Source organism: Chitinophaga sp. SVR4-12A, from assembly GCF_056754765.1.
Map to the genome: position 1 here is coordinate 6,172,973 of NZ_JBPGWP010000001.1, position 13,999 is coordinate 6,186,971.

Here is a 13,999-nt window from a genome sequence, read left to right on the forward strand (position 1 = left end):
CGTTTTGAAAAGCCACATAGCATGGGAAAAAGTTTATGGGTAGCGGCAGCCTGCTGCCTGTCGCTATCCACACAGGCGCAACAGCCATTACAGACAGGATCACACGAAATTTCGAAAGTTTGGGCGCCCGACCTGGGGAACGGGCAGTATAAGAACCCGGTACTGTATGCAGATTATTCTGACCCTGATGTTTGCCGCGCAGGCAATGATTATTACCTGACCGCTTCCAGTTTTAATGCGATACCCGGCCTTCCTATACTGCATTCAAAGGACCTGGTGAACTGGCGCATCGTTGGCTATGCGCTCTTACGGCAGCCGCCTTTTGAGCATTTTGAACGTCCGCAGCATGGCAATGGTGTTTGGGCGCCTTCCATCCGCTACCACCAGGGAGCATTTTATATCTACTATCCGGACCCGGATTTCGGCATCTACATGATAAAAGCGAAACAGGCCACTGGTCCCTGGTCGGAACCGGTGATGGTGAAAGCAGGCAAAGGCTTGATTGATCCCTGTCCGCTCTGGGATGATAATGGCGATGTGTATTTAGTGCATGCCTATGCGGGGAGCCGGGCAGGTATCAAGAGCGTGCTTACCATCAACCGGATGAATCCTGCGGGCACGGCGGTAACAGATGAAGGCGTGCTGGTGTTTGACGGGCACGATGCACATCCAACACTGGAAGGCCCCAAGCTGTACAAGCGTAACGGGTACTACTATATTTTCGCGCCGGCGGGCGGTGTGAGCACGGGGTATCAGCTGGTGTTGCGCTCGCGTAACATCTACGGCCCCTACGAAGAGAAGATTGTGATGGACCAGGGCAGCACGCCTGTGAACGGGCCTCACCAGGGCGCCTGGGTGGAACTGCCGTCTGGCGAGCATTGGTTCCTGCATTTCCAGGATAAGGAAGCTTATGGGCGTGTGGTGCATCTGCAGCCGATGCGCTGGATCAATGACTGGCCGGTAATAGGAGCCGATAAAGATGGAGATGGAAAAGGAGAGCCGGTGTTGACGTACAGGAAACCAAATGTAGGAAAGCTTTGGCCGCCGGCTACCCCGCAGGAGTCTGATGAGTGTAATACAAATGCGTTAGGACTGCAATGGCAATGGCATGCAAATCCGAAGGCTACGTGGATGATGCGCGCAGGCAACCTGGGTTATATGCGCTTGTTTGCGGCTAAAGTACCGGATAGTGCAAAGAATTATTGGGAGGTACCGGGCTTATTGCTGCAGAAGTTTCCGGCGGAACGATTTACGGTAACGACGAAGTTGAAATTTAAACCGAGACTGGAAGGAGACAGGACTGGCCTGATCATTATGGGAGCGAGTTATGCTTATTTAAGCCTGGTTAAAAAAGGCGATGGAATAGAGATCGATTACCGCGTGTGTAAGCAGGCGGATAAGGGGAATCCGGAGACATCGCAGGTGTTGGGGAAGTTGAGCGAAGCGGATATTTATCTGCGCGTAGCGGTGGATGAAGGAGGGGTGTGCAGGTTTAGTTATAGTGAGGATGGGAAGCAGTTTAATACCATTGAAAGCAATTTTACCGCGGTGGCGGGTAGATGGATAGGGGCGAAGGTAGGCTTGTTCTGTACACGGGTGCAGCAAACGAATGATTCGGGGTTTGCGGATGTGGATTGGTTTAGGGTGGAGTAGTTACTAATTGCCAGCAGCTGGCTGCCAGCTGCTGTTTGTCATCGTTCCCGGTAACGTTTGCGTAAATAAATACTTTCAAACACTTCTGCTTTACCGAATATATCATTAGACTTGCCATATCAGATACCGGTATTGAAAACCTGATACAAGTTGCCGTGCCACTAAAGGGGGGTGCTGCATAACATCCATTCATATCACCAATTTCACCCTACGTTATGAACAGAATTTTATTTATCTGCTGGCTGCTCATGGGCAGTGCCGGATGGTGTCTGGCGCAAACTCAAACCATAAAAGGAAAGGTGACCGATGCTGCTACCGGTCAGCCGTTGCCTTTTGTGAACGTGCAGCTTAAAGGAACCAGTACCGGCGCTCAAACAGATGCTTCCGGTAATTTCACCTTCTCTGTACCTGCAGGAAAAAACGCTGAACTGTTGTTCAGCTACATGGGCTATCAATCTGTAACGCACACTGCTAACGGTAACGGCCCTGTGAACATTCAATTACAAAAAGATAACAAAAACCTGGATGAAGTGATCGTAGTTGGTTACGGACAAGTGAAGAAAAGAGATCTTACAGGAGCCGTGGCTTCTGTAAAAGGAGACGAGCTGAAAAAAGTGCCCGTTACCAACGTCATGGAATCTGCACAGGGCAAACTGCCCGGCGTTGACATTACCCGCAGCAGCGGAGCGTCCGGCGCCAAAGTAAATGTAACGGTAAGGGGTAACCGCTCTATCACCGCCAATAACGGTCCGCTGTACATTGTAGACGGCGTCCAGTATGGCAGCATAGAAGACATCAGCCCCAATGACATACAATCTATGGAAGTGCTGAAAGACGCTTCCTCTACTGCTATTTATGGTTCAAGAGGCGCTAACGGCGTTATCATCGTTACCACCAAACGCGGTACCAGCGGCAAGCCTAAAGTGAATGTAAGCTCCTATTTCGGCGTTTCACAGGTAGCCGGTTATCCCGCGGTGAGCACAGGTCCGCAGTATGTAGCGCAGAAAAGAGAAGCCAATCGTACCACTGGTACCTGGAACAGCGTAGCTGATGATCCGAAGATCTTCAACGCCTTTGAGCTGAACGCTATCCAGAATAATCTCTGGACCAATTATGCAGATGAGCTGATCCATGACGGCCTGCAGCAGGATTACCAGGTAGGCGTGTCAGGTGGTTCAGAAAAGACGAAAGTGTATCTCTCGCTCGATTATTTTGACGAGAAGGGCCTGTTCAAACTGGACCGTCTTAAACGTTATTCCGGTCGTTTGAATATTGATCAGACCATCAACGATGTGCTGAAGGTGGGCATGCAAAGCCAGATCACCTACTATGATCAGAGCAGCCGCCGCGATCCGCTGAACCAGGCTAACAAGATCATTCCACTGAGCCTGCCTTATGACTCAGCGGGCAACCTGGTGATGTTCCCTAACAGCGGGTCGGCCATCAACCCGCTGGCAGATGAGCAGCCGGATGCCTACCAGAACCAGAGCCGTATTACACGTACTTTCGCTAATGCCTATGTTGAGCTTACGCCCGTCAAAGGCCTTACCTTTCGCTCTAACTTCGGCGTTACGCTGGAGAACCTGCGCATAGGTATTTTTTCATCCAGGTATACAATAGACCGCGCTACTTCTTCTACTTCAAGAGCGCAGTATAATACGGGCTCCATCCGTAATTTAAACTGGGAGAATGTATTGACCTACCAGCATACAGCCGGCGATCATTCCTTTGGCATTACCGGCGTAACCAGCTACCTGTCTGACAGCCGCGACTCCAGCTTCCTGCAGGGGGAAGGCCAGCTGCTGCCAAAACAGCTGTACTATGCCATGCAGAACAATTCCAGCGGCATTGCCGTCAGGAGCGCGTACCAGTCGAGCAAACTGATCTCCTTCACAGGCCGTATCAATTACGCTTACAAAGGAAGGTACCTGTTATCACTGACAGGCCGTTCAGACGGTTCTTCCAAACTGGCGCCGGGTAACCAGTGGGCTTTCTTCCCCTCTGTAGCAGGCGCCTGGCGTGTGAGCGATGAAAAGTTCATGCAGTCGCAACGTGTTTTCAGCGATCTGAAACTAAGGGCTAGCTGGGGGATAGCGGGTAATGACGCTATCCGTCCGTATTCCACCCAAACCTATGTGTCCAAGATCCCCTTCTCATTTGACGATACCAATGCGGCGATGGCCTATGGCATCAGCGACCAGGTGGGCAACAAGCAGCTCAAATGGGAATTGTCGGCCACCACAGATATAGGATTGGACATAGGCTTGTTTGATGGCCGTATCAGCGCTGCTATTGATTATTACGATACACATACCAAAGACCTGCTGCTGCAACGTACGCTGCCTACTTCCAGTGGTGTGAGCACGGTAGTGCAGAACATTGGTAAGACCAGGAACAGGGGTATCGAAATAGGCATCAATACGACCAATATCAGTACAAAAGATCTTTCCTGGACTTCCGGTATCGTCTTCTCCCGCAATAAGGAGGAAATTGTTGCGCTCGCGGATGCCAATACCAATGATGTAGCCAACAAATGGTTCATCGGTTCTCCTGTTAAAGTGTATTATGACTACGAGAAGGTAGGAATCTGGCAGCAGAAGGAGGCAGAGCAGGCAGCCGGCTATGGCCCTTATAAACCAGGCGATATCAAGGTACGGGATGTGAACAACGATGGTAAGCTCACCACTGCAGACCGTGTGGTGCTGGGCGCCCAGGTACCTAAGTGGAGCGGTGGTTTCAACAACGATATCCGTTACCGCAATTTTGATCTCAACATCTATGTGTATGCCCGTATCGGTCAGTGGATCCTGTCTGAATACGATGCCAAGTTTGATCCGCAGGGCCTGGAGAACAGCGCGCACCTGAATTACTGGACGCCGGAGAATCCTACCAATGACTACCCGCGTCCCAATGCCAGCCGTTCAAAAGCCAGCACGCCTTTCATCAGCTCACTGGGTTTCAGGGACGAATCTTTTGTGAAGATCAGGAACATTTCACTGGGCTACACTTTCCCGGCTGACATGCTGAAGCATATACATATCAGCGGACTGCGTGTATATATAACCGGTAAGAACCTGTTCACCTTCAGCAAGGTGAAGGACTATGACCCGGAAAGAGGCGGAGACCTGAGCAACCCGATGACCAAACTGTATGTGGCAGGTTTAAATGTTGAGTTTTAACAGCTAAAAATGGATGTATGCAACTGAATATAAAAAAAGCATTTGTATTACTCGCTCTTTCAGCCACCGGCCTTGCTGCCTGTAATAAACAGCTGGAAGAGTATAACCCTTCGGGTCTAACGGTGGACGCTATACTGTCTACTCCGGACGGCATGGAAACACTGGTAAATGCTGCCTATACTTATACCCGCTGGTGGTATGGCAAAGAGCAGGGATACAGTATTTCTGAAATGGGCACTGATATCTGGACCAGCGGCACCGGCGATGTCTATCCAGATCTCACCCGTTATGATAACCTGCAGGGCAGCAATGCCGTGGTAAGCCTGGAATGGAAGCAGCTGTATGCTGCAGTGAACGTGTGCAATACCGGTCTTTCGAAGATCGCTGATGTAGGCTTCCCGGATGACAAGCGTAAACAAAGAGAAGCGGAGCTGCGTTTTCTTCGCGCCTTCTACTACTGGCATATCGTGGAAACATGGGGTGGGGTTCACTTCAGCCTGGAGCCTACAACAGATATCACCACCACTGCCAACCGTACACCGGTAGATACTTTCTATGCACAGATCTTCCGTGATCTTGAGTTTGCTACCGCCAACCTGGCGCCCACTAACACAGATTACGGCAGGGTTACCAAACCTGCGGCAGAGGCGTTCCTGGCCCGTGTATGCCTTACCCGGGGTAGAAACCAGGAGGCAGCGGATCTGGCAGAAAAGGTGATCAGCCAATACGGATATGATCTCCTGGCTAATTATGCAGACTTGTGGAGAATGGATAACCTGAAGAACAAAGAGATCATCTGGGCGGTGGACTATATGAAGAACCTGGTGTTCAACGACCGTATAGATGCTACCCTGTTTCCCAATGGTCACTCACGCGGGGCCAATAACGGTCACCTGATGTTCTGGATGAAATATGATGATCTGCCCGGTATGCAACGCGATATTGCCAATGGCCGTCCGTTTAACCGCTATATGCCTTCACGTTTCCTGCTCGATCTTTTTGATGAGACGGTGGATGCGCGGTACAGCGCCAGCTTTAAGCAGGTATGGTATTGCAATAATGAGAAAACTGCCCCGGCCGGGATGAAGATCGGCGATAGCGCCATTGTGATCACCAAGCAGGTGGTATCTGCCGAAGAAAGAGCCAAACACCGGTACCGCATCTATGACAGAAACGATATCTATAATACAGACGGAACAGGGAAAGACCGTACCCGTTATATCTCCCTGCAGAAGTTTGCCGATCCTACCCGTGGCGGTAAGGATGAAGAGCAGAGCGCCCGAGATGCCTACGTGATCCGCCTGGCAGAAATGTACCTGATCGCAGCGGAAGCACAGCTAAAGCTGGGCAATACAGGCAGTGCAGCCACCTACCTGAATAAATTACGCAAACGTGCAGCTATCCCCGGGCATGAAACAGCCATTGAGATCACTGCCGCTGATGTAACACTGGACTTTATACTGGATGAAAGGGCCCGGGAACTGGCAGGTGAACAGCTGCGCTGGTTTGACCTGAAGCGCAGCGGCAAGCTGATCGAACGCATCACCCTGCACAACCCGGATGCAAAGAATAATATCCTGCCTTATCACCTGGTACGGCCTATTCCGCAAGACCAGGTAGATGCGGTGACCAATAAGAATGAGTTTAAGCAGAATGAAGGTTATCAATAACCAACATATTAATTTGTTAAAGGCACACAGGAACGCATTGCGTTTCGTATTTTGTAAGTAGTAATCTAAGGGAACCGGATGAAAATATATCTTACCATACTGCTATCGCTGTTAGGACTTGTTGATAAAGGGCCAAAGCCCCGTATATTCATGATCGGCGATTCCACCATGGCTGACAAACCATTGATCGATAACCCGGAAAGGGGCTGGGGGCAGCTGTTCCCCGTGTTCTTTGAGCCCGGCGTGGAAATAAAGAACTACGCCATGAACGGGCGGAGTACCAAAAGCTTTATTAACGAGCACCGCTGGGACAGTGTGCTGACCCAGTTAAAGCCCGGCGACTGGGTGATGATCCAGTTTGGCCACAACGATCAGAAAGTAACTGACAGCAACCGGTATGCGGCTCCTCATACTACTTACAAGCAAAACCTGGTACGCTTCGTACAGGAGGCCAGGGCACGCGGCGCTAACCCTGTGCTGCTCACGCCTGTGATGCGCCGTAAGTTTGATGAGAAAGGCAATTTTGTAGACCAGCACGGTGAATACCCGGATGTGGTAAGGGAAGTAGCCGCTGCCAATAAAGTGCCGCTGATAGACCTGCATAAGAGCACAACAACGCTGCTGGTACAGCATGGCGTGGAAGGCTCTGTGAAACTGTTCAAGACCACTCCGGCCGGACATTACAGCACACTGCCCAATGGCGTGGAGGATAACACACATTTTAACACATATGGCGCTACGCTGGTAGCCGGGCTCGCGGCAAAAGCGATCTATGACCAACAGCTGCCGCTGGCTCAATACCTGGCTAAAACACCGTTTGAAGGTAAATACCGTTTTGACCTACCGGAGATCTATGAGCCGCATTTCAGAAAAGACACCTTCAATATACAGGACTTCGGCGCAAAGGCTGATGGCTTTACACTCAATACCCAATCCATCAACAAGGCCATTGCAACCTGCAGTGAGAAGGGCGGCGGCGTAGTGCTGGTACCGGGAGGCATGTGGCTGACGGGGCCTGTTACCATGAAGAGCAATGTGAACCTGCACCTGGTGGCAGGCGCGGTACTACAGTTCACCGAAGATCACAGCCAGTATCCCATGGTGGAGACCACTTATGAGGGCTTGCGTGCTTATCGCTGCCAGGCGCCTATCTGGGGCCTTAACCTGGAAAATATAGCCATTACAGGTAAAGGTATTATTGATGGGAATGGCGACAGCTGGCGTGCTGTGAAAAAGGATAAGCTCACAGAAACACAGTGGAAGAAACTGGTGGCTTCCGGCGGCCTGATAGGAGAAGGGAAGGACAGCACTACCTGGTATCCTTCAGAAGGCTCTTATAAAGGCGCTAAGGTGAAGCTGGCGGGTGTAATCATGCCGGATAAAACAGCAGCCGATTATGCAGCAATAAAAGATTTCCTGCGGCCTAACCTGATCAGCTTAACCGGCTGTAAGAATGTGCTGCTGGAAGATGTTACTTTCCAGAACTCGCCCGCCTGGTGCCTGCACCCGCTCTTATGCGAGCATATCACCCTGCGGAATGTATACGCCAAGAATCCCTGGTATGCACAAAACGGAGATGGCGTAGACCTGGAATCCTGCAGCAATGCACGCATCACCGGCTGCACCTTTGATGTAGGCGATGATGGGATCTGTATCAAATCAGGCAGGGATGAGCAGGGACGTAAAAGAGGTAAGCCTACTGAGAACACGATCGTAAATAATTGTACCGTGTATCATGCCCATGGCGGTTTTGTGATAGGGAGCGAAATGTCTGGCGGCGCACGTAATATCTTTGTATCCAACTGTACCTTCATGGGTACGGATATAGGCCTCCGCTTTAAAACCACCCGCGGCCGCGGTGGAGTAGTGGAGAAGATCTATATTTCCAACATCGCTATGAAGGACATCCCTGGCGAAGCCATCCTGTTTGACATGTATTACATGGCAAAAGACCCGGTACCGCTGGCAGGCGAGAAAAGGGAAGCGCCCAGGGTGGAAGTGTTCCCGGTAACAGAAGCCACGCCGCAGTTCAGGGATTTCCACATCAGTAACGTAGTGTGCAGGGGCGCAGCTAAAGCGGTGTTCATCCGCGGCCTGCCCGAAATGCCTATCAGCGGTATACACATGGATCACCTGGCTATCAGCGCCGGTAAAGGAATTGAGTGCATGGAAGCAAAAGACATTCACCTGACGGACGTACAGCTGTTCACTAAAGATGAAGGGCCGCTGGTGACGGTACGCGGCAGCCAGGATATTAGTCTGAACAATATCCGGTATGATCAGGCACAGACTTTCATGTCTGTTCAGGGAGGAAATTCCCGCAATATCCTTGTTACGGGAACAGACGTACGTAAGTCGAAAGAGAGCACACAATTCAGCGCAGGCGCTACGTCCAAATCCCTGCAGGTACGTTAAAGAAAGTATAAGCCAACACTTAAATTAATATGCGGAAACAAAAAGCACTGTTCATTACCACACTGGCGCTGGTTCTAAGTACTGCGATCGTTCATGCTCAATCGGCCGAAATGGCTACTACTATTATGCGTACCTGGAAGGATTCGGCTTCCGGTCCGCCGCGGTGGACCTATGACCAGGGCGTTGTGCTGGAAGGCATCGCCGGCCTCTGGAAAAATACCGGCGACGGCAAATACTTTGAATATATACGCCAGAGCATGGATGCCTTCGTGGATGAGCAGGGGAATATACGCACTTACAAAGAAGACGATTACAACATAGATAATGTAAAGAACGGCCGCGCATTGTTATTGCTCTACCAGGTTACCAACCAGGAGAAATATAAAAAGGCGGCTGATCAGCTGCGTCAGCAGCTGAAGAACCAGCCCCGCACCAACGACGGCGGCTTCTGGCATAAGAAACGTTATCCTTACCAGATGTGGCTGGACGGTCTGTATATGGGCGAGCCTTTTTATGCAGAGTATGCACAGCTGTTTCATGAAGATGCAGCGTTCAATGATATCACCCGTCAGTTTGTGCTGATGGAAACACATGCACGCGATGCCCATACCGGGTTGTTGTATCACGGATGGGATGAATCACGGCAGCAGCGCTGGGCAGATAAAAGCACCGGCCGTTCTCCCAATTTCTGGGGCAGGGCTATGGGCTGGTATGCCATGGCACTGGTAGATGTGCTGGATCATTTTCCCGCTAAACATAAAGGAAGGGACAGCCTGATCGCCATACTCAACCGCCTGGCAGTAGCTGTTAAGAAATACCAGGATCCTGCTACCGGCTTATGGTACCAGGTACTGGATAAGGGCAGTGCAAAAGGTAATTACCTGGAAGCATCTGCCTCCTGCATGTTCGTATATGCCTTGCAGAAGGGCGTGCGTAAAGGATACCTGCCGGAAAGCTATCACCAGGTAGCGCAGAAGGGTTTTGAGGGCATCAATAAAAAGTTCATCAGGAAAGCACCTGAAGGCGGCGTGAACCTGGAAGGCACAGTGAGTGTAGCCGGGCTTGGGGGTGACCCTTACAGGGATGGCAGCTATGAATACTACCTCAGCGAAAAAGTGGTGACCAACGATCCGAAAGGAGCAGGCGCCTACCTGCTGGCTGCCAATGAAATGGAGATTGCACCTACCCTGCATATGGGTAAAGGCCTGACGATAAAACTGGATCAATACTTCAATAATGAATGGAGGAAAGACGCCACCGGCCGCATGGTGCGCTGGCACTATGTATGGGATGAGCTGGATAACGGCGGCTTCTCGCTCTGGGGGCATATCTTCCACCGTTATGGCATAAAGACAGATACCTTGTCTGTAGCGCCTACTGCTGCTGGTTTGAAAGGCGCAGATATTTACCTGATCGTTGATCCTGATACAGACAAAGAGACCGCTAAACCAAATTATATGACGGCTGCCGATGCAGACCAGCTGTATAACTGGGTAAAGGCAGGCGGTGTGCTGATCCTGATGGAGAACGATTCTATGAATGCAGAGTTCAGGCATTTCAACATACTGGCAGAACGCTTTGGCATGCACTTCAACCAGGACAGCCGTAACCGGGTACAGGGACGGCAGTTTGAACAGGGCGCGTTTATCATCCCCGAAGGGAATCCTGTTTTCAGTCATCCGGGCAAGGTGCATATCAAAGAGCTGAGCAGCCTGGAGGTGAAATTGCCTGCGATACCGATGTATAAAGACGGTGATCATGTGATCATGGCCGCGGCGCGTGTTGGCAAAGGCGCTGTATTTGCAGTAGGCGACCCCTGGTTCTATAATGAATACCTGGATGGCCGCAGGCTGCCGGTTGAGTATCAAAATTACCAGGCGGCTTCCGACCTGGTGAACTGGATGATTGGGGTAGCGAAAAGAGGGAATTAAGAATTAAGAATTAAGAATTAATAATTAATAATGCCTGCACCACGAGTATCTGGCCTGGTACAAGTTCTGAGATTATTAATTATTCATTATTAATTATTAATTAATTAAAAGAATGCAATGAAATTATCAAAAGATCTGTTAGCCGCGTTAAACGGAAAAAAGAATATACAAGCACCAGCAGCTAAGCATTTGCAGCTGCCTGAAAAAGTACTGCAGTTTGGCACCGGTGTGTTATTACGCGGACTGCCGGGATATTTTATAGATAAAGCCAATAAAGCCGGCTTATTCAATGGCCGTATTGTGGTAGTGAAATCCACCGGCAAGGGCACTACCGATGCTTTTGCAGAACAGGATGGACTGTACACCCTCTGCGTGCGGGGCATAGAAGGCGGGCAGGCGATACAGGAGAATATACTGAATGCCGCCATCAGCCGGGTACTGAGCGCCGCCGCACAATGGCCTGAGATATTGCAATGCGCAGAGAACCCGGCGCTGGAGATCGTGATCTCCAATACAACAGAAGTAGGCATTACTTTAACAGATGATGATGTACATGCGGTACCGCCTGCGTCTTACCCCGGTAAGCTGCTGGCATTCCTGTACAGGCGATATCAATATTTTGATGGCAGCGCGGATAAAGGGATGGTGATCATCCCCACGGAGCTGATACCGGACAATGGGAAGAAGCTGAAGGATATTGTGCTGGAGCTGGCCTCCCGCAATAACCTGCCTGCAGAATTCATCCAGTGGCTGACCCATGCTAATCATTTCTGCAATTCACTGGTAGACCGTATTGTGCCCGGTGCATTACCGGCAGCAGAGCAGCAGGCGATGGAAGCGGCCCTGGGCTATGAGGATGAGCTGATGATCATGTCTGAAGTGTATCGCCTCTGGGCCATAGAAACGGCAGATGCTACGGTAAAAGAGCGCCTGAGTTTCGCTGCGGCAGATAAAGGGGTGGTGATCGCGCCGGATATCAATGTGTTCCGTGAGTTGAAGCTGCGCCTGCTGAATGGTACGCATACACTGAGCTGCGGACTGGCTTTCCTGGCCGGTTTTGAGACCGTGCGCCAGGCCATGGAAGACAGCGATATGGAAGCTTGTATTGCTACGCTGATGCTGGAAGAAATGGTGCCTGCCATTACAGATATCTATATCACAGCAGCTGTTGCTACGCAGTTTGCCAACAGTGTGCTGGACCGTTTCCGTAATCCGCATATCGCGCACCAGTGGATCAGCATTACGATGCAGTATACGTCCAAAATGAAGATGCGTAATGTGCCCGTGCTGCTGCGTCATTATCAGCGTTCGCAGGAGGCGCCATACTGGATCTCGCTGGGCTTTGCCGCTTACCTGCTGTTCATGCGCAGCGAGCGTAGTGCAGACGGCGCCTATCAAGGTACTGTCAATGGTAAAACATATACCATACAGGATGATCATGCCGCCTGGTTCCATGAACAGTGGAAACGCCTGGAGCCTTCTGTGCTTGTAAAAGAAGTATTAGCCAATACCGCATTGTGGGGCGCTGATCTTACATCACTGAAAGGCTTTGCACCTGCCGTGAACAACATGCTGCAGCTGCTGCTGCAGCAAGGGGCAAAGGCGGTAGTAAAAAATTTTAATCACGCTAGGGTGGGTAAGTGAAACGGGCTTACCCCTTTGTAATATTTAATCATCGTAAATTATGAAAAGGTTCCTCGACGAGCATTTCCTGCTGAATACGGCCACTGCTCAACGTTTATATCACGAATACGCGAAAGAAATGCCGGTGATAGATTATCATTGTCATCTGCCGCCCGCTCAAATAGCGGCAGATGTGCAATTTGAGAATCTGACCCAGGCGTGGCTGTATGGAGATCACTACAAATGGAGGGCCATGCGCACCAATGGAGTGCCGGAGAGCTATTGCACCGGTAACAAATCCGATTGGGAGAAATTTGAGAAATGGGCTGCTACCGTCCCTTACACCTTGCGGAACCCGCTGTACCACTGGACGCATATGGAGCTGCAGCGCTATTTTGATGTGAACGATATACTGAGCCCTTCCACTGCTGCTAACATATACGGCGTTTGCACAGAGAAGCTGCAGTCGCCTGATTACAGTGTGCGCAATCTCTTGCGTAAAATGAAAGTGGCGCTGGTATGTACTACGGACGATCCCGTGGATTCACTGGAATACCATGTACAGTTAAAACAGGAAGGCTTTGAGATCCCGATCCTGCCTGCATTCCGGCCTGATCATGCCATGAATGCAGACGATCCCGTGAAATACAACCAATACCTCAATAAGCTGGAAAAGGCAGCGGACGTATCCATCAGCACTTACCCCGACCTGCTGCGGGCACTGAGGAACCGACATGATTTCTTTGCTGCCATGGGCTGTTCTGTTTCCGATCATGGTATAGAGGAGATCTATGCAGATGAGTTTACCGAAGCAGACATCAAGGCTATTTTTGCGAAGGCAAGGGGAGGAAATGTATTGTCTCCCCTGGAGAGCAGGAAACTAAAATCTGCACTGCTGCTGGAACTGGCAGAATGGGATTGGGAAAAAGGCTGGGTGCAGCAGTATCACCTGGGCGCCCTGCGTAATAACAATGCCCGTATGCTGCGCCAGCTGGGGCCTGACACGGGTTGGGATTCTATCGGTGATTTCCCCCAGGCAAAGGCGCTGGCTAAATTCCTTGACAGGCTGGATAGCCAGGATAAGCTGGCGAAGACTATCCTCTATAATCTCAATCCTGCAGACAATGAGCTGATGGCCACTATGATTGGTAACTTCAACGACGGATCTATCGCAGGCAAGGTGCAATTCGGCTCTGCCTGGTGGTTCCTGGATCAGAAGGATGGCATGGTGAAGCAACTGAATGCATTATCCAATATGAGCTTGCTGAGCCGCTTTGTAGGTATGCTCACCGATTCAAGGAGTTTCCTTTCCTATCCGCGCCACGAGTATTTTCGCCGTATTGTTTGCGATCTGTTCGGGCAGGAGATAGAGCAGGGCGAGTTGCCCGGCGATATTGACTGGGTAGGAAAAGTGATACAGGACATCTGCTATTTTAATGCACAGCAGTATTTTAACTGGCAGTTCCTGGAACAGCAGACGGCAGCTGTTTCTTAATGACAAGGCCACATTGGTTGAATTGAATAGAAC

The 13,999-nt window shown here is 50.6% G+C and carries 7 protein-coding genes; all 7 read left to right on the forward strand.

Going from position 1 to position 13,999, the window contains the following annotated elements:
* The first annotated feature begins 21 nt into the window (after window positions 1-21).
* Complete coding sequence (locus ACR9Y8_RS25010; RefSeq protein ID WP_481215983.1) at window positions 22-1,653, forward strand: glycoside hydrolase family 43 protein; 1,632 nt, start codon at window positions 22-24, stop codon at window positions 1,651-1,653.
* Window positions 1,654-1,868: 215 nt separating this feature from the next.
* Window positions 1,869-4,832 (forward strand): SusC/RagA family TonB-linked outer membrane protein, encoded by a 2,964-nt coding sequence (locus tag ACR9Y8_RS25015; protein ID WP_481215984.1) that lies wholly within the window; start codon window positions 1,869-1,871, stop codon window positions 4,830-4,832.
* A gap of 17 nt (window positions 4,833-4,849) precedes the next feature.
* Window positions 4,850-6,502, forward strand: coding sequence for a RagB/SusD family nutrient uptake outer membrane protein (locus tag ACR9Y8_RS25020; RefSeq protein ID WP_481215985.1), 1,653 nt, complete (start codon window positions 4,850-4,852; stop codon window positions 6,500-6,502).
* 78 nt (window positions 6,503-6,580) lie between these two features.
* Window positions 6,581-8,917, forward strand: coding sequence for a glycosyl hydrolase family 28 protein (locus ACR9Y8_RS25025; RefSeq protein WP_481215986.1), 2,337 nt, complete (start codon window positions 6,581-6,583; stop codon window positions 8,915-8,917).
* 29 nt (window positions 8,918-8,946) lie between these two features.
* Window positions 8,947-10,848 (forward strand): glycoside hydrolase family 88 protein, encoded by a 1,902-nt coding sequence (locus tag ACR9Y8_RS25030; protein ID WP_481215987.1) that lies wholly within the window; start codon window positions 8,947-8,949, stop codon window positions 10,846-10,848.
* 117 nt (window positions 10,849-10,965) lie between these two features.
* A complete protein-coding gene (locus ACR9Y8_RS25035; RefSeq protein WP_481215988.1) occupies window positions 10,966-12,492 on the forward strand; it encodes a tagaturonate reductase in 1,527 nt (508 codons plus the stop codon).
* 40 nt (window positions 12,493-12,532) lie between these two features.
* Window positions 12,533-13,966: a glucuronate isomerase gene (uxaC, locus tag ACR9Y8_RS25040; RefSeq protein WP_481215989.1), complete on the forward strand. Its 1,434-nt coding sequence runs from the start codon at window positions 12,533-12,535 to the stop codon at window positions 13,964-13,966.
* Window positions 13,967-13,999: the final 33 nt, after the last annotated feature.